The 18,523-nt window shown below is 39.6% G+C and carries 18 protein-coding genes; 4 read left to right on the top strand and 14 right to left on the bottom strand.

All coding sequences use genetic code 11. The features are described 5' to 3' along the window. Positions 1–109: 109 nt before the first annotated feature. Positions 110–667, bottom strand: a complete 558-nt coding sequence (locus RFK25_RS05065; protein WP_332411979.1) for a sugar O-acetyltransferase — start codon at positions 665–667, stop codon at positions 110–112. A gap of 10 nt (positions 668–677) precedes the next feature. After that, a complete protein-coding gene (locus RFK25_RS05070; RefSeq protein ID WP_009909865.1) occupies positions 678–938 on the bottom strand; it encodes a metal-sensitive transcriptional regulator in 261 nt (86 codons plus the stop codon). Positions 939–1,044: 106 nt separating this feature from the next. Between RFK25_RS05070 and RFK25_RS05075 the strand changes: the two genes are divergently transcribed. The 4 genes from RFK25_RS05075 to trhA all read left to right on the top strand — a co-directional run bounded on the left by RFK25_RS05075 (position 1,045) and on the right by trhA (position 4,212). After that, on the top strand, positions 1,045–1,368 hold the full coding sequence (locus RFK25_RS05075) for a rhodanese-like domain-containing protein (protein ID WP_332411980.1): 324 nt from the start codon (positions 1,045–1,047) through the stop codon (positions 1,366–1,368). Then, entirely contained in the window at positions 1,365–3,017 is a 1,653-nt protein-coding gene (locus tag RFK25_RS05080) for an FAD-dependent oxidoreductase (protein WP_332411981.1), read from the top strand. The genes RFK25_RS05075 and RFK25_RS05080 overlap by 4 nt, the downstream gene beginning before the upstream one ends. A gap of 108 nt (positions 3,018–3,125) precedes the next feature. Then, a complete protein-coding gene (locus tag RFK25_RS05085; RefSeq protein ID WP_332411982.1) occupies positions 3,126–3,572 on the top strand; it encodes a DUF1836 domain-containing protein in 447 nt (148 codons plus the stop codon). After that, complete coding sequence (trhA, locus tag RFK25_RS05090) at positions 3,562–4,212, top strand: PAQR family membrane homeostasis protein TrhA (protein WP_332411983.1); 651 nt, start codon at positions 3,562–3,564, stop codon at positions 4,210–4,212. The genes RFK25_RS05085 and trhA overlap by 11 nt, the downstream gene beginning before the upstream one ends. Before the next feature lie 32 nt (positions 4,213–4,244). Here the strand turns inward: trhA and RFK25_RS05095 are convergent, their stop codons facing one another. From RFK25_RS05095 to RFK25_RS05150, 12 genes are all read right to left on the bottom strand, one after another. Next, positions 4,245–5,255, bottom strand: coding sequence for a YdcF family protein (locus RFK25_RS05095; RefSeq protein ID WP_332411984.1), 1,011 nt, complete (start codon positions 5,253–5,255; stop codon positions 4,245–4,247). Further along, entirely contained in the window at positions 5,252–6,031 is a 780-nt protein-coding gene (locus RFK25_RS05100; protein WP_332411986.1) for a ribonuclease HII, read from the bottom strand. The genes RFK25_RS05095 and RFK25_RS05100 overlap by 4 nt, the downstream gene beginning before the upstream one ends. Further along, positions 6,018–6,869, bottom strand: a complete 852-nt coding sequence (gene ylqF / locus RFK25_RS05105) for a ribosome biogenesis GTPase YlqF (RefSeq protein ID WP_332411988.1) — start codon at positions 6,867–6,869, stop codon at positions 6,018–6,020. Before ylqF ends, RFK25_RS05100 begins: the two co-directional genes overlap by 14 nt. Positions 6,870–6,960: 91 nt before the next feature. Next, on the bottom strand, positions 6,961–8,481 hold the full coding sequence (locus RFK25_RS05110; protein ID WP_332411989.1) for a tyrosine-type recombinase/integrase: 1,521 nt from the start codon (positions 8,479–8,481) through the stop codon (positions 6,961–6,963). 89 nt (positions 8,482–8,570) lie between these two features. Then, the gene (locus RFK25_RS05115) at positions 8,571–8,810 is read right to left on the bottom strand and encodes a DNA-binding protein (RefSeq protein WP_332411990.1); all 240 of its coding nucleotides are present in this window, start codon (positions 8,808–8,810) and stop codon (positions 8,571–8,573) included. 286 nt (positions 8,811–9,096) lie between these two features. Beyond that, on the bottom strand, positions 9,097–9,324 hold the full coding sequence (locus tag RFK25_RS05120) for a helix-turn-helix domain-containing protein (RefSeq protein ID WP_023370317.1): 228 nt from the start codon (positions 9,322–9,324) through the stop codon (positions 9,097–9,099). Positions 9,325–9,586: 262 nt separating this feature from the next. Beyond that, positions 9,587–12,514, bottom strand: coding sequence for a glycoside hydrolase family 98 domain-containing protein (locus RFK25_RS05125; RefSeq protein WP_332411994.1), 2,928 nt, complete (start codon positions 12,512–12,514; stop codon positions 9,587–9,589). 122 nt (positions 12,515–12,636) lie between these two features. After that, the gene (locus RFK25_RS05130) at positions 12,637–13,530 is read right to left on the bottom strand and encodes an ROK family protein (RefSeq protein WP_023370313.1); all 894 of its coding nucleotides are present in this window, start codon (positions 13,528–13,530) and stop codon (positions 12,637–12,639) included. A gap of 9 nt (positions 13,531–13,539) precedes the next feature. Continuing rightward, positions 13,540–15,402 (bottom strand): alpha-N-acetylgalactosaminidase, encoded by a 1,863-nt coding sequence (locus tag RFK25_RS05135; protein ID WP_160863631.1) that lies wholly within the window; start codon positions 15,400–15,402, stop codon positions 13,540–13,542. Between the two features lie 2 nt (positions 15,403–15,404). Further along, positions 15,405–16,727 (bottom strand): alpha-L-fucosidase, encoded by a 1,323-nt coding sequence (locus tag RFK25_RS05140; protein ID WP_332412003.1) that lies wholly within the window; start codon positions 16,725–16,727, stop codon positions 15,405–15,407. After that, on the bottom strand, positions 16,724–17,563 hold the full coding sequence (locus tag RFK25_RS05145) for a carbohydrate ABC transporter permease (protein WP_024394492.1): 840 nt from the start codon (positions 17,561–17,563) through the stop codon (positions 16,724–16,726). Before RFK25_RS05145 ends, RFK25_RS05140 begins: the two co-directional genes overlap by 4 nt. Before the next feature lie 9 nt (positions 17,564–17,572). Beyond that, positions 17,573–18,493 (bottom strand): carbohydrate ABC transporter permease, encoded by a 921-nt coding sequence (locus RFK25_RS05150; protein ID WP_023370305.1) that lies wholly within the window; start codon positions 18,491–18,493, stop codon positions 17,573–17,575. Positions 18,494–18,523: the final 30 nt, after the last annotated feature.

Consider the following 18,523-nt stretch of genomic DNA (forward strand, 5'->3'; position numbering starts at 1 on the left):
ACCTCACAAGTCCTTTTTATTATATTATACTCCTAAATACGAAGAAAAGCCCTTAGAAAATAAATTCTAAGGACTTTGTCTTCAGTCTGAATTCTCCCAAATGGAAGAATTACTTTTGAAGTATTTCTTTGATAACACGCGCAGGATTGCCTGCTAAAACAACATTATCACCAAAAGACTTGGTCACAACAGAACCAGCACCAACAACAACATTGTTGCCCAAGGTCACGCCAGGTAAGATTGTCACACCACCACCAGCCCAGAAATTATCACCGATGGTAATTGGAGCTCCATATTCCAAACCAGAATTTCGTTCATCAGGATCTAGTGGATGAAGTGGAGTTAGCAACTGTACATTGGGACCAAGCATGGCATTTTTGCCAATGGTAATGGGACAAACATCCAACATGGTACAGTTGAAATTAGCGTAAAAATCCTCACCAACATGAATATTACTACCGTAGTCACAGTAGAAATTTGGCTCCATGTAAATCCGCTCACCTGTAGCTCCAAACCAGTTCTTCAATTGCTCCGAACGAACCTGACCATCTACTTCATCGTTAAATCGTTTCATATTTTGACGAGCTAAAATCCGCATCTGAACCAATTCTGGATCACCAGCCTGATAAAATTCCCCTGCAATCATTTTTTCTCTTTCTGTCGACATACCCCTACTCCTATTTTTTTATGATTAAATTGATAGCTTGAGCAAGACGAGCTTCTTGTTCTTCAGGGTTTTCAGATGGATGAGTGATACAATCTTGTACCTTCTGAGCAATAACCATTCCCATCATACTATTAATGCTGGAACGAACAGCACTCAACTGAGTTACAATATCAATGCATTCCTGGTCTTCTTCAATCATTTTCTGAATGCCTCTGAGCTGACCTTCAGCCCGTTTCAAACGGTTTATCATCTTTTTCTTATCAGTATTCATACCCTATATGGTACTGCTTGAAGTGAAAAATGTCAATTTTTTACCTTGACATCTTTCCGATTCCTTGATATATTTTAGATACCCCTTAGGGTATAAAGGAGTAACAATGTTTAAACAATTATTTTCAGGAATGTTTTCAAATACTGACAGTCTTCCGATAACTGATGTAGAACAAGCATTAAAATCTACGAATGCTATTTTGCTAGATGTTCGCGAAGTCGACGAATTTGCTAGTAGTCATATTCCACAAGCCATCAACCATCCCTTAAGTCAACTTGACCAATTTAAAGGTGACAAAACCAAGAACTATCTCATCATCTGTCAATCTGGCATGCGTAGCCAACGGGCGACAGAATATCTAAAATCTCAAGGCTATCAAGCAATCAACATTAAAGGCGGTATGAATGCCTGGACAGGAGGAATAGCATGAAAATAATTATTGTAGGTGGTGTCGCTGGCGGTATGTCAGCAGCTACTCGTCTGCGTCGTCTGAAGGAAGAGGCTGAAATCATTGTATTTGAAAAAGGACCGTATGTTTCCTTTGCCAACTGCGGTTTACCTTATTATATTTCTGGGGAAATAGCAGAGCATGATAGTTTATTACTCCAAACGCCAGAAAGTTTGAAACAACGCTTTAATCTAGATGTCCGCCCCTTCCATGAAGTCATTAGTATCGATACTGAGCAGCAAACGGTCACTGTCAATACTCCAAGTGGACAAATCACAGAAAACTATGACAAATTGATTTTATCACCAGGTGCCAAACCTGTCATTCCAAATCTATCTGGTATTGAAGAAGCAAGCAATCTCTTTACTCTACGAAATGTGCCCGATTTAGATAAGATTATGGCCAAGCTAGACCAAATCGAATCAGGTCAGGCAATTGTTATTGGTGCAGGATTTATCGGTCTGGAAATGGCTGAAAACTTAGCTTTAAAAGGCTTGAAGGTCACGCTTGTCGAACAGGCTCCTCATGTTTTACCTACTTTTGACTTGGAAATGGCACGATATGTGGAAGCAGAGCTAACAAGTAAGGGGGTCAATGTTATCACTGGACAATCCGTAACTGCCTTTCATGAAAAGGGACAGGTTCTAGAATTGTCTAACGGACAAACCTTGTCATCTGATGTGACCATTCTCTCAGTCGGTGTTGCTCCTGATAGTCAACTGGCTAAAAATGCTGGAATTGAACTGGGTCTCCGTGGCGGTATTCTCGTAGACCAAAACTATCAGACCAATCAAGATAATATCTACGCCGTTGGTGATGCCATTGTAGTTAAACAAGAAATAACAGGACAGGATGCCTTGATTTCTCTGGCTTCTCCTGCCAACCGACAAGGCAGACAGGTGGCGGATGTTATCGCTGGACTTGATAGAAAAAACAAAGGTTCTATTGGAACAGCTATCGTTAAAGTCTTTGACCTAGCTGTCGCCTCAACAGGTTTAAGCGAACGTACTGTTCAAGAACTCGGCTATGAGCATGCCGTTATTCATACGACTGGAAAAGACCATGCAGGTTATTATCCTGGTGCGACTGATATTGTGCTGAAACTCATTTTCTCTCCAACTGACGGCAAAATTTTCGGTGCCCAGACAGTCGGTCAAAAGGGAGTAGATAAGCGAATTGATGTCCTTGCTACTGCTATCAAGGCTGGACTGACGATTTTTGATTTACCAGAGCTTGAATTGACTTACGCTCCGCCATTTGGTTCAGCCAAAGATCCTGTCAATATGATTGGATATGCTGCCATGAACATCGCAGAAGGTATCAGCCAAAATATCCAATGGCACCAGTTAGATGAGGAGCTAGCAAACGGCAAAATCTTGTTGGACGTCCGCAATCCTGGCGAAGTCGCAAAGGGACAGTTCAAAGAATTCATTCACATCCCTTTGGACCAATTGCGTGAGCGAATTGGAGAACTGGATGCTTCAAAAGAATACATTGTCAGCTGCCATAGTGGACTTCGTTCTTATATTGCCGAACGCATCTTGAAAGAAAAGGGTTTTGACGTTAAAAACCTAGACGGAGCCTATTCACTTTATAAGATGGCATTGCCTGAAAATATTATCCAACCATAAGCAACTAACCTTCTGTGATTTTGGGTCCAGAAGGTTTTTTCTTGACTTTAAATATTGTATATCGTACAATCTAGTTATTATTACTAGATATGAGAAAGTTGATAATCTATGAAACATTCCCTCCCCTACTGGCATGAATTACCTGACTTGGACCTCTACCTAGACCAAGTTCTTTTATATGTCAACCAAATGACCATTTCACCTGATGATATTGAACAGAAGAAATTGACTGCCGCCATGATTAACAATTACGTCAAACACAAGCAGCTCGAAAAACCTGTTAAGAAAAAATACCAAAAACAACAAGTAGCCCGCTTGATTGCCTTGACTATCTTAAAAAATGTCTTTTCCATTCAAGAAATCAGTCAGACCTTACATCTTCTTCTCCAGACAAACAGTTCTGAAACACTATACAATCATTTTGTTGACTGTATGCGAAACGAGGAAAATGAAGAAACGCCTGAAATCATTCGCTATGCTTGTCAATCCGTCAAACTTTACTACAAAACCCGTCAACTCACTATGGAGTTAGAAAGGAGTCACCATGAATCCTAGTTTGAAATTAAGTCTAAAACTTTCATTTGGTGAAGAAGTCGCAAATAGCGTCACTCATGCAGTGGGCGCCCTGCTTATGTTGGTCTTGCTTCCCATTACTGCTATTCATTCTTTTCAAGATTATAACGTGACAGCGGTGGTCGGCATGTCTATCTTTGTCATCAGCCTTTTCCTCATGTTCCTATCCTCTTCCATCTACCACTCCATGCCCTATGCTTCTACCCACAAGTACATCCTGAGGATTATTGACCATAGCATGATTTACATTGCCATCGCTGGAAGTTACACACCTGTTGCCCTTTCCTTGGTCGGTGGTTGGCTAGGTTATCTGATTGTAGGTTTGCAATGGGGATTGACTATTTTTGGTATACTCTATAAAATTTTTGCTAAAAAAATAAACGAAAAATTCAGCCTCTTCCTCTATCTTTTCATGGGCTGGTTGGTTGTCTTTATCTTGCCAGCTATTTTGCAAAAGACTGGGATGACATTCGGCATTCTCATGCTGGCTGGTGGCATATCCTACACCATTGGCGCGCTCTTCTATGCTAAGAAAAAGCCTTATTTCCACATGATTTGGCATCTCTTTATCCTACTGGCTTCAGCACTGCAATACATCGCCATTGTCTATTTTATGCTATAAGAAAACAGCTTCTAGAAAACTAGAGGCTGTTTTTAATGCATTAAACTGATGATCATTCCGAGCAGATAAAGAATTGACACGGTGCCCAAAAATACCAAATGCGCCTTTCGACTCATGACTACATAGCCTACAAATTCCCGAATGAAGGCATTGAGGCTAAAGTAAAATTTGGTTTTTGCTCCATAGCCGATACATTTGATTTTCAGTTTTCGGGCCAATAGCAGAGCTCTAAAAACATGATAGTAATTGGTTACAAGGGTAAATCGACTGCCTGATTTCATCAAGGCATAGGAGAATTTCAAATTTTCTTCTGTGTTGGTCGATTGGTTTTCGATAAGAATGTCTTCAGCAGGCACTCCTTTCTCCAAGGCATAATTTGCCATAGCTTGACCTTCAGCTATAATTTCATCAGGACCTTGTCCGCCTGACATGATCAGCTTACTGCCAGGCTGCTTCTGATAGATCGCTATGCCTTTGTCAATCCGAGAAGCCAAAAGTGGCGTCACCTGGTCACCAATCAAACCTGCTCCTAGCACCACCACATAATCCAGTTTCCCTGGGAAAAGATTGACCAAATTGACAAAGCTAGATGTGGTATAAAGCATACTGATGATAATGGCATAGGACACTAAAAATCCAACATAGACAAACACCATATTGAAAAAACTGATACCAGAAAGGGTGCTTGCTACAGACGGCGCGATAAAGAAATAAAAAGTTAAGCCGATTGCTAATCCTAACGATAAAAAGTTATGAAAACGGACACCTTCTCGCTTCAAAATCCGAAAACCGTTCAGATAGAGGGTAATCAGCAAGACAAATGGACCACTCAAGAAGGCTAGAGCCAATAAGATTGCCAGAGCGATTGCCAAGACCCGCAAGATTTCATTATTTTCTAAAATACCAGTTGATACGACCCAGAACAAAGCCCAGACCAGCACATTCAAGGCAAAAAGAGAGATAAAAATCGACCGTCGCTCCCGGAAATAAAGAAGAGCAAACAATCCAATGGAAGCTAGTAAAAGCCAGAAAAAGAATATCACAACAATTTCCCTCCTGCTAGCATTGACTTGATGGGCTCAAAGGTCTTTCGGTGAATGGGCGTAATGCCCAGCTTGTTCAAGCCTTCTAAGTGTTCTGCTGTTCCGTAACCTGCATTCTTGGCGAAACCATAGCCAGCAAACTCCCTGTCATAGTCCGCCATCATCTTATCCCGCGTCACCTTGGCCACGATGGAAGCCGCTGCGATAGACAGGCTATTGGCATCTCCCTTGATGATGGAAGTTTGCGGTATGGGCGTATCCAACTTCATGGCATCTATCAAGAGATGTTCAGGCTCTTGGCTCAACTGCCCCAAAGCCTTCAGCATGGCTAACTTGGTTGCCTCGTAGATGTTGACCTGGTCGATGACAGCTGCATCTTTTATTCCCACACCGACTGCCACCGCCCGCTCCATGACCTCTTGGTAGATGGCTTCATGCTTGGACTTAGGGATTTTCTTGGAGTCGTTGAGGTGGCGGATTTTACAGCCTTTGGGCAAGATGACCGCCGCTGCCACCACCGGACCTGCTAGAGGCCCTCGGCCGACTTCGTCGATACCAGCGATGAACTCCACCCCATTTTCATAAAGGGCTTTTTCGTAAGATAGCATAGCTTCTAAGCGAGCATCTTCTGTTGCTTCTTTTTCCAGCTCCTTACGGCGTTTCTTGATGGCAGTCTGGACCCCTGCTCGCTCATCCTGAGCCAGTTGATCCCAGACTGGACTATTTAGACTGTCCACCTGGGCCAGCAGAGCTGTCACTTCCTTAATCGTTGCCATCTAAGTCACTCACCCTGTCTAATGTATAAGTACCTAAACGACCATCTCGAACGTCCTTAACAAAGAGATTGTAAAAACGGTCATAATCATCACGGAAACCCAATTTCTTGGTCCAGTCCATGATGAGTTCAGGTGTTTCCAGCTCCAAATCCATCCCCTTGAACCGCTCCTGCAGGCGTTCTGGATAGTTGGCCTTGAAATAGTCCAAACCAAAAATGGTCACTTCATCCATTGGCAAGAGCTGATCCTTAATGGCTCCTGTCAGAGCCAACTTAAGTCCGACTTCTTGGTCCTCAAACTTAGGCCAGAGAATCCCGGGTGTATCAAGGATTTCAAGGTCCTTGTTAGATTTAAGCCACTGTTGGCCCTTGGTCACACCTGGTTTGTTGCCGACAACAGCAATCTTCTTCCCAGCCAAACGGTTCATGAGGGTGGATTTTCCAGCGTTTGGAATACCGATAATCATGGTCCGCAAGGTTTCTTTTTGAATCCCTCTCTCGCGGAGGCGTTCAATCTTCTCTTTCATCAGACTCTTAGCAGCGTCGGTCACCTTTTTCACCGTCGCTTGCTCTTTTGAGTTGATGGCAAGGGTACGAATGCCCTGACCTTCAAAGTAGCTCTGCCATTCTTTTGTACGGACAGGGTCTGCCAAATCGACCTTATTTAAAATCATAAGCTTTGGCTTGTCGCCGACAATCTTGGTCAACATGGGGTTTTGGCTGGATAGGGGCAGACGGGCATCGACCAAAATAGTCACGAAATCAACGTGCTTGATGTTCTCCTGTACCTGTCGACGAGCCTTGGACATGTGACCCGGAAACCATTGAATAATTGCCATGTAGTAAAAATCCTTTCGTAGCAAGGGTTTAAGACCCTTGGTTTTTAAAAATGCACAAAAAACCAAAAATAAACCAAAAATTTAAATTAAACTATCCCCAAACAAATTTATATCCATCAACTTTTTGACTTGTATCTTGTTTCCTGATAGTAATGATTTCAAAATGGTCAATATATTTTGAAATATCTTCTTTTACTCTTGGCAATATATTGGCTGTTATGTGTCTAGGTGCATAACTTTCATTTATTCCTATTAGCGTTCTAAATGTACTCAAAGAACATTCCAAACTTTTTTGTTCGATATTCTCTTCGATTAAGTCAAATACTGATTGCGAGTATTTACATTTCCATATTTTTAAATCTTTAAAATTGAAGTTGTTATCCAATGCAAATTTTTCCATTACAAGAATAGATTGATTTTGAGACTCTATTGTACTATGGGTATAGCCCATAGTTGTTTCAGGGTTCACATGTCCCACACGTTCCATGATTTCCTTGAGAGGAACGGGTGCATCCCCTCTTTGAAGATATGTAATATGCATATGTCTAAAGGAATGTGGCGTTACATGTTTTTTCCACTCAAATCCATATCGCTCCATACAATTCTTTTTCAAATCTGTTTCAATTCTCGATATGATTTCTCTAAAAGAATGTGAAGTTATAGGAGAGCCATATTCTGTCCTAAATACAGATGATGATTTCCTGAACGATTTTTTTGGATTTTTAAACATATACTTATCAAACTCATTACTTCTTTGCAGAGCCCGTAAATAAGCATCAACTGCTATTTGCGGAAGACGAACATATCTTTCAGATTCATCTGTTTTTGTCTCATCGTAATAAAAGTCATCTACCTTTAAGTCATGTGACTGCAATGAACGGGAGACATCTAATATAGCTTTTTCTAAATCCACAGATGATTCTACAACAGCTCCTGCTTCCCCAATTCGAATACCAGTAAATAAAAGAAAAATTGCTAAATCGTAGTAGTTAGGATTCCTCCTCTTGCTAAGCTCTTCAAAGAAGACCAATAATTCATGAACTTCTAAGAATTGCATTTTCTTTCTCAATTTAGCTTTACGTTTTTTACTTTTGGATACGTTTATTTTAACTGCTAAAAGTGGATTATATTGGTAAATCTGATGTAAAACACCGTAATTTAGAATTTTATTCAAGCTACTTCGAATATGTGAAAACGTTGAAGCTGAGCAATCATAAATTCGAATATAGTCTTTCAAAATTTTTTCCAAAAGTAACGGTTTTATTGAGGTTAGAAGATAATCGTCACCTATAATTTCACCCAATCTTTTAAGTACCAATTTTTCTCTATCTGCTGTTTGCTTTTTGACTGAGACACACCACGACTCAAACCAAGCTTCTCTCAAATCTTTAAATGTGAGAATTGTCTCGACATTAATTTTTGATTGAGTAACATTGAGTAAATTTTCAATTTTTTCCTGTAATTCAAATTCAGCTTTTTTTCGTGCAGAACTAGTATCCTTATAGTAAGACACAGATGCTGTTTTCCATTTCCCAGTTAGAGGATCCTTGTAAGAATCACCAACTTCAAATCTAATTTTTCCTGTTTTTGTTTCCCTTCTTTTATAAAACATTTTGAACTCTCTTTCTTTTTAAAAGAGAAAATATGATAGCCAATAGAATTAACCCACTCTATTTTATCACATCTTCTGAAAATTATCGGCTAATTTTTCTCTTTCCAAGTAAGGAACTCTTCAAATCCATCTAAATTGATAAATACCAGTTTATGAGTAGGATTTATGACATAGTGCTTAAATTTTTTATTCTCTCTCATTTCAGTAAGCCATCGATTTAGTGTGTGTATATTTAGTCCATCCCACCTTTTCATCAGACTTTTTTTGGTAGCCCACTCTGCAATACTGTTTTCAACTGGTATGTACTTTATTTTTACTACTTTTGTCATTATTTCCTCCTCAAAAGATAAGTAGCAAAAAAATTGAGACAAGTTTCATGACATTGGTGGGTTGATTCGGACATCAACATAGGAATCTCACCTGCTCCATTTTTCGACTAGAGCCTGAACGTTCAGAAGTATCATTAACATTATTTGTGTCATGGCAAATTGGATTCCAACCCAATTTTAGAAACAGATATTTTTTCGCTCATATCATCGCGTATCTCTTTCAACTGCTCGACAAATAAATAAAGTCCCACCTCGGTCTATTCAATTTTCAAAGGACCAGGAGGGACTATTTGATATTTTTCTTTATCCTCTTAGGATAATCTGATAATCCTAAGAGATAATCTGTACTGACACAATATAGATTAGAGAGACGAATTAAATCTTCGATTGACAGACCACGTTTTCCAGATTCGATTCTCGAATATGAGGCCTGACTACAAAATAAATAATTTGCTACAAATTCTTGAGTAAAATCTGCATCTTCTCTTAAATCTTTTATGCGTCTGTACCTCACGTCTGTTCACTCCTATAACAAGTATATCGGTGAATATTCAGGACTTTTCAATAATATACCAAACTGGTATATGTTCATTAAGGAGTATTACATCTACGTGACTACTTGGAATTAAAAATTAATTTCTACTCCATTTCACATACGGAAATTGTGTACCTATAAATTTTTTCGATAACGAGTAAAGGCGGTAGCTAAATACCGCCTCCACATACTTTACCTATGAATTTTCAAAATTATCGAACTATTACTCAATTTGAATCGTTTAATATCGTATTAAGAATTCAGCAAAACCATTATTTACAACTGTGATTCTTGCTGTCTTAGTCACTTCATCAAATTCTATTTGTGGTGTTTGAATATCTGAATCCGTTGACTTTAGAATCTCAATTGTGGGTTTTACTTTAACATTTTTCAACACATAAACTGTTTGGCGTTGTTCAGAGTTAGCAGTGTTGTGAATATAATTGTTGTAGACCCAATCAATCGCATCTGGTTTTGACAACTGTGGTAACGCCCTAGCAGAAGTTGCATCTGTTGCACCTTCCCATAGACTATCTTTGTTTATCCGATAGTTATTGAGGAGAATATGCAAACCAGAATCTGTTTCTTCGACAATAGTGAATGAGTGCGACTTCAATGTGACATCAAACTCTTTCCCATTTAGTTCGAATGAACCTGTTTGATCGTTGTCACTATTATATTCATAGTTATAGATAAAAACTCTGTTATCAATTTCATCTCCAAAAATATTTCCAGTATATTCTTCTGGGTAAAGTGCGTTCAAAAAGTTTCTTCTATTGGCAGCTGAACTCATCTCACCTGATGAAAAGCTTAATACTTGGATTGTTTCAGGTAATTTTGATCGCAATACATCAACTGAAATACTAGCAGGAACCGCTGGCAACGTACCGTATCGACCAGTAGTATATAAAGGACTTTGGTGCGTTGCAGTATTCACATCAACAAAGAAGTGTCCGTCACGTTTTGATGAATAATTGCCACTCAAGACTACTTTAGTATTAGCTAATACTTCCTCTTTTGATGGTGCTGGGTTTTTGATGATGTACTTAAAGAATGTTTCTATAACATTTGAGAATAGAGGAGATTCTTCATTTCTAACACCATAGGTATACGCAGGGTGTTCAAAATTGTAAACTGATCCACCATTTAAATAAATGTTCATAGCTTCAGCACCGAGCATAGCCTCAGGTTGAGTTAACCACTGCCTATTCCCTTGAGTCTTACCAATACTGCTCTGTTCAAATAACTTCCATTTTCCAGTTTCGTACCATTTCCAGGTATCCATCAGACCACCCCATTGATAAGCATAATCCGCCAACCACAATCCTGTCATATAACTTGCAGTTGGTGCATCATTTCCTTCATGGGCTGGTGTATTTTTGTACATGAAAATAAAGTTTTCCCAATACTTCTCTACCGCTTCTTTAAAGGCTGTTTTTCCATGTGCTCCCATAGCTTTTTCGATTGAAGCACCGTTATTTTGTTCAGACCAGATAAAGTAACCACCATGTTTTGCAGATAATTTTAAATACTCAGCTGCTTTGCTTTCTACATCTCCTGCCCACACCCAATAGTTTTCAGTTGAGAATACTCCTTGTAAACTAGAGTATCGTTCATACATTCTATCGATCCAGTCAATACCGATCCAATGAGCTGCAGTATAGTGAGGTTGATTACCTGCTGTATAAACCGTTAGTATTACTGGAATTGGCTCATTTTGACCCGTTTGTGGATTGATGTAATTTTGTGCTTCATTAAGTATATGCTCATAAAATTGTTGAGCAACTCCTGCTCTCTTTGGTAAGTCGTCAGGATGGATTTGAATAACTGTATATGGTTTTAATTCGGGATCGATATTTTCCCACTTACCGGCTAAAGTATCTCCACCCCAGAAAGCATAATTTCCACGGCTGTATTCATTTCCATTAGCGTAAAGTGGCATCATTAGAAGGGGACTTGTATTTGAAATTTCACGACGTTTAGGAGCTGGGTCAAAGTCATTTGGATTTTTGAATGCTCCTTTTGCAACAAAATACGCACCTGCAAATACAACTTCATCTCCCCAAGTTTGAGCCCCAGCATAACTTTTCAATCTAAAAGTACGAGAATCTTCTGGGATTTCAATATCGATTTTAACTGCCTTTGTATTATAGTTTATACCATTTGGATATTCATCTAAAGTGGAATAGATTACCTCTCCGTCAACCTCAATCTCAACTTTCTCAATATTGGCATATCTATTATCAGAGTGACCAGCACTTCTATCAAGTCCAACAAAAGTTGCAAAATGACTGACTTCTGCTCCTTCAATGTTATACTCAATTGTTGAAGGCGAACCAGCAATCGTTCCTAAACCTTTATCAAATTCTTTTATAGAATCATCTGACATTTTTAGGGATATTTTTTGATTATTACCGTTATTTCCAAGTGAGAATGGCTTGTTTTTTTGAACAATTTTAGAAGATGTTGCATCTCCATGTGTTGCAATTCTCCATTCTAAATCAGACAAGTATACCGAACCTTCTCGAATAGGTAATGAATTTGGATCTTCATTAGTTTCTGAAGGGTTAGTAACCGAATGCTCTGGTATGGTTAGTTTGGGATCCGCAAATACAACTTCATCACCCCAAGTATATTGGCCTGAATAACTTTTTAACTCTAATCTTTGTGCTCCTGCGGGAATATCAACCTGTAAAGGTATGGCTGGAGCATCATAATTTATCCCATCTGGATAATCAGTTAGAGTTGTAAACTTAACTTCATTGTCAACTAAAATTTCGACTTTATCTACTTTGGCATACCTATGATCGGTTGGTCTTGCAGTCCGATCAATCCCTACGTAGGTGCTGAAAGATGTAGCATTGTAGCTAGAAATATCATAGCTGATTGTCGATGGATTGGCTGCTACTGTACCTATCCCATTTTCAAATTCTCTGATATTCCCGTCATCCATTTTTAAAGATATTTTATTATCTCTTCCATCATTTCCAGCCGTAAAGGGTTGGTTTATCTGAACAGTTTTAGATGATGTTGCATCGCCGTGAGTTGCAGAGTTCCATTCAATCTCAGTGAGTGAAATTTCATCCGCATTCACTTGAGACTGAATAATTCCAATAGACATCAATGCAACTATTGAAAACAATTTAATTTGCACTTTTTTTAATCTCATTTGTAAACCTCAATTGAAAAATAATTCTTGCTCATTTTCCTAGTCAATCAATAATACGGCCTACGTATACTGCTTAATTCTACTTTAGGAACTATCTATCTTCATATCCTTCTCCTTCAATGTTATTGGACTAGGAAGGCTGAACCAATGATTCCGTTATTACCTTCAATTTTTGAAACAAGTATATTATTCAGAATATGTTCCTGTTCTTTATGCAAATGTAGTTTCAGTTCCTCTTTAAATTCTTCAACAAAATCAAGATTATGTAAGGCAACACTACCTCCAAGAACAATCACTTTGGGATCTAGGAAACAAACCATATTCTGAATGGCCTGTGCAATACCCGTGCATGCATTCTCAATGATAGCCTTGGCTGTCCTGTCCCCTGCTCTCCAATTTTCAAATACATCTTTGGTAGATATGGTTTCAACGCCATACATCTGTTTACCTTGAAGCTCAATCGCTGGTCCTGAACAAGCTAACTCTAGCCCACTGGTTCGCCCAAAACTTTGAACAGGCATAAAACCAATTTCTCCTGCAAATCCAGAACCACGAAGGATTGAATTATTAATAATATTGGTCGCTGCTATACCAGTTGAAATGGTGATGTAGCCAAACATATCACTTGAATCTAAGTCTAGCAATCGATATTCTGCATAGGCTGCTACCTTAACATCATTGTCGATTTTAATTGGAAGGTCGCCATAGACTTCCTTAAATCTGGCGACGACTGGGAAGTTTTTCCAAGGAATGTTATTCTGAAAAACAGCAACTCCATTTTCTACATCAACCTTACCCGGTAAGCCAATACCTATACCTTTGATTTTCTGGATTGTTAACCCTTGGCTTGAAAGCAAGTCATCAATTGCCGAACAAACACATCGGAATAGGCTTTCTGCACTATCTACCTGACTAGGTACACGTAAACTCATGTCTACAGTTCCATTGCTATCAACCAGCCCAACGGCAACCTTTGTTCCCCCAATATCTACACCTACTGCGTATTGTTTTTTCATGGTTGTCTCCTATTTTGATAAAATTACAATCTCATACGGTGCTAATTGGATCTCAGTCTCAGAAACTTGTTCAAAATGACCTTTTACTGTCTGGTAATCATATAGGTTCCAATTCTCACTTGTGAAGACTTTTGCTTCACCAGATGGGTTACGGAGTGAAAGGATTTCTTTATCTCCATTAACACAGTGGTAGCCATAAATGTCAAAGGCTGATGGACTGCCCCCAATTTTCTGACTTTGTTTCAATGTCGGATAGTTAGCCTCAATCCATTTGACAGCACGCGCATTGGCTTTCCAACGCTCTTCATCAAACATGGTGTAAGAATAATGGAACTCCCAGAAGGCATTCCCCCGTGTCGCAATGAACATAAGATAATCTTCAAATTCCTCTACTGTCGCATACATCTGATGGTCCATATACCATGTATGAGCTGTGCTGGCATAGATTGGTTCATGATTATAAAGGCTCCAAAGAGGCAGTTGAATATCCCTTTTATCTAAAAATTCCTCATATTGACAATCACGATACGTTATCATCCGCTGAATATCACTACCTGCATTCTCCGTAAAACCAACATCTTGAGAAATCTGGATCCACAAACTATTGACCCATTGGAGGAACCAAGGACTTGGATTGACGTAGGAGGTCAGGTTGAGCCAGCAATCTTGCTCCCCTCGTTCAGCTCTCAGATCTTTCAAAAGTTCAATCAAAAATTCATAAACAGGGGTCATGGTGTGCATAGCATAATCCCCAGATGAATCCTGTACATCAGGTTTCAACAACCAACCATCAATTTTCCAATAACTAATGTCGTACTGCTTTTGGTAATCCAACATCTTGGCTTTCATCCGATTGAGGTAGGTAAAATCACCGATATTGACATCGTTTGATAGTTTGTTCTTACTACCGAACTCGGGATGCGCTTCTAGCCAATCACTCATGGTTACTTCTGTCCCGTTATAGCCACCTCGGGGGCCTATCCAAAGACCGAGACTAGCCCCCAGATTATTGACCAAAGCCTTGACCTTAGTCAAGCCATTCGGGAACTTATGATTAAACTCCCAAACACTTTCATAGTCGCACCAGCCATCATCGACAACATAGGCATCTAGCTGGATACCATGGTCCTCAAAGCCATGAGAAATTTCCTCAAAACTCTTGATAATAATGTCCTCGTCAATATTGGTCATGTGGTCATACCAAGAATTGTACTGCTTTCTGAAAAAACTTGGCTGGGCAATGCCTTCAATATAATTATAAAAGGCTGTCTGGATTCCTTGTTTATCTGTCGAAGGTGCCGCACCTATGACAACTGGCCAGATTTCCTTAGCAGACGAAACTGCTTTCCCTAGGTAATAGCGTGAAAAATAAACTTCGCCATCTACCCTATTTTCTCCCATCGGAAATTCCATGCCAAAGAATAGTGACTTGGAATAGACTGGCTGCCCCAGTTCCACATAATAACCTGAAAAACCAGCCATCTCCTTGATGTCATCCTGCTTCTGAGGATAAAAAATACCCTCGTTATTAGCAAATTCATACCATTCCACATCGATATAATTGATGGCCTCTTGAGAGTTCAGGACGGTCATTTTTTTACTGATGACATCCGCCCTAGATTTATACTCTAACAGGAGCTGGATATGCTCTCCGTTAAAACTTAGAAGAAGGGTTTCCTTGGTTTGCTCCACAACATGGGCTTCAAAATGCTCTGATGTCAATTCTCTGCCATTCATGAGAACCATACGAAATTCTTGCGTTGACTGGTTCGGCACGACCACTTCTAAGTCCTTATTCAGAATATGGGAAGTATAAAACTTCCCATCCACTAACTTGAAGTATCGAGCCAGATGATTGTTTTCAATCTTCATACTCATTCACTTTCTAATTCAATTTTTATCACACTATCTACCTCATCTGGTAGGGGATAGGTAAAATGGGGAATGTCCCCATACTGGGCAAAACAAATACCTTCATAAGCATTGGTCGTCCAGCTCTTAGAAATCTTGACTTCGCTACCATCGTGCAAGAAGCTCATTCGCTTCACTTTCTTCTCATCAATACCAATCAGTGCAAGAGGTCCGATTGGTTGTTCAAAGACATGGGCATAGATAGTATTGCCTTTTTGCGTATAGTAGCCCCATTCAGGCTTAGGCAGTGAGCTGACACCACAGCCATAAATAGATTCTCCGTTCTTACCCAACCAGTTGCCAAAATCTTCTAAAATAGATTTGCTTTCTGGGTTAATTAAACCCAGAGCATCTGGTCCGACATTCAAAATCATATTCCCATTTTTGCTGACACATTCAACTAACTTGCGAATCAACGTTTTGGATGATTTGTAGAGATGATCCGTTGGATTATAAGCCCAGTTGTTATTCATGGTTAAGCACAGTTCCCAAGGAATCGGTTCTCCATGTGCATTGCGAATGCCTTCGTGCGGAACAATTTGCTCAGGGCTAACAAAATCACCAGAGAAAATGTTGATGTCATCCGTCACAATAGAGCCGAATCCCTCTCCAGAGGTTTCCAGACGATTATCGACAACCACATCTGGTTGGTGCTTTCGAACCAAGTTTATCAAATCAGTTGCCCGCCATTTTTCTCCGAACATATTGCCATAAGAATAGTCAAACCATAGAATGTCCAATTTGCCATACTTGGTTACAATTTCTTCGACTTGGTTGTGTAGGAAGGTCAAGTAATTATCAAAATCAATCACTTCATCCTTGAAGGCTTCATTTTCCCGCATGGGATGAATCATGTCTCTATACTTTGGATAATCCTTGTGATACCAGTCAATCAGGCTAAAGTAAAGACCGACTTTCAAGCCCTCTTCTCGGACAGCTTGTACAAACTCCGCCACCAAATCCTTGCCAATCGGTGTGTTGGTAGCCTTGTAGTCGGTGTAGGCTGAATCAAACAAGCAAAAACCATCATGGTGCTTGGCTGTCAAGACCATATACTTCATGCCTGCTGCTTTGGCTGCCCTAGCCCATTCCCTCGGATTATACTTAGTTGGATTAAAGGCTTCAAAGTATGGTTGGTAGTCCTCTATAGATAATTGCTGGTGGCTACGAATCCACTCTCCCTTGCCAGGAATGGAATAAAGCCCCCAGTGGATAAACATACCAAAGCGGTCCTGTCTAAACCATTCCGTACGTTTATAGATGTCTTGTAAACTGTTTTTTGTCATCCTTTTACTGCTCCTCCTCCCAGTGCTTCGATGAAGTATTTACTTGCAAAAGCAAATAGTAAAATCGGTGGTAAGATAATCACGACAATGGCTGAAAAGAGACCATTATAGTTGGTATTAAAGCTGGTTGTAAATTGACCCAGCAAGGCTGGAACTGTCAATTCATCCTTGTTGATAATCAACATAGAAGCCCAATAGTATTCGTTCCAATTATTGATAAAGGCTAAGATAGCTGCTGTCAAAATACCCGGTCTAGCAATAGGCAACATGACCTTCCAGAAGGTCTGAGCGTAGGTAGCCCCATCAATTTCTGCTGCCTCTTCTAGCTCTTTTGGAATAATGGCAAAGTAGTTCTTGATGATAAAGAAACTCATGGCAATACCACTACAAGAGTAGACAAAAATCAAGGCTGCCGGTGTATTATAAATGCCCAGAACATTTACCAAACGATAAACAGGGAAAGTCATGGCCGTTGCAGGAATGAATAGGGTTGAATAAAGCATTGCTGTAATTAATTTCTTGCCCCTAAATTCCATACGTGCAATAACGTAGGAAGACATAGAAATCATAATTATACTAATCAATACAGATATTGAAACCACCTTAAAGCTGTTCCAAAAATAATCCAAGACATGGAGTTCTGTAAATACCTTGATATAGCCTTCAAAACTCAAGTCAGTCGGTAAGCTGATACCAGGATTTTTCATTGGATCAGCCTTAAGGGAAGAAAGGAAAATCCATAATATTGGAAACACTGAAATCAAACAGGTAATGGCCATGTAGCCATAAATAATGAGCTTGCCTGTTCTTGATAGTCCACTTAATTTAGCATCCATACTCATTTCTCACTTTCTAGCTTTGCCTTCTCTGAAAATCAAGTTAATGCAGAGAATAATCAACATACCACCCAATATTTGAATCACACCAATGGTATTTGCCCTAGCATACTGGGTCCGAGAACTTGATACTGCTAACTCCCGAATGATGAAACTGATACTCTTGGTTCCTGCAGCACCATTGGTCAAGAAGAACACCTCGTTATACAATAGAAAACCAGAAGTAGCTGCCATAATGGAGACTGTTTTCAAGGTTTCTTTGATCATGGGAATAGTGATGTACCACTCTCGTCTCCAACCCGTAATATTATCCAAAATCGCTGCTTCATGAATCTCTTGTGGAATGGCGAAGATTTGTCCTAGAATCATGATGGTGGATGTTCCAGCAAAGAAGATATAAGCACAGGTCATAGCGATAATATTCAGACCAGGCGTCAAGAGGATGGCTCCTGTGAAATCTGGATTGAAGAAACGGATGACCTGGTTGACCACACCGTAGTTAGGATTGTAGATTTGTAAGAAAATCAAGCCCATAGCCGCACTTGAGATGATACTTGGAATGATATAGAGGTTCCGTGAAATCTTCCAGCCTGGCAATTTTTTTGACAGAGCTATTGCCACTGATAATGCTAGAGGAACTTGAACCAAGACACCGATCGCTGCCCAGGTCAGGGAGTTTTTCAGTGCTTCCAAGAAGAAAGGATATTCCTTAAAAATATACTTGTAGTTGGCAAATAGATTGCCGAAACCTAAAAATTCTGGTTTAGTCAGGTTAGTATAATCCCACTTGGTAAAGGAAGTAGCGAAAATCGTCACCACAGAATAGAAATAAAACAAGAAGAAACAAATCAAGGTCGGCAAAAGGAATAGGAAAATGAACCTCTGTTTCTGCTGTTTCCTGTTTTTCAAGGTCATGGTTTTCTTTGCCATACTATTACTCACTTTCTAAACAAAAGGGCT

The sequence above is a fragment of the Streptococcus sp. SS-4456 genome (genome assembly GCF_036680365.1).
Taxonomy (GTDB): Bacteria; Bacillota; Bacilli; order Lactobacillales; family Streptococcaceae; genus Streptococcus.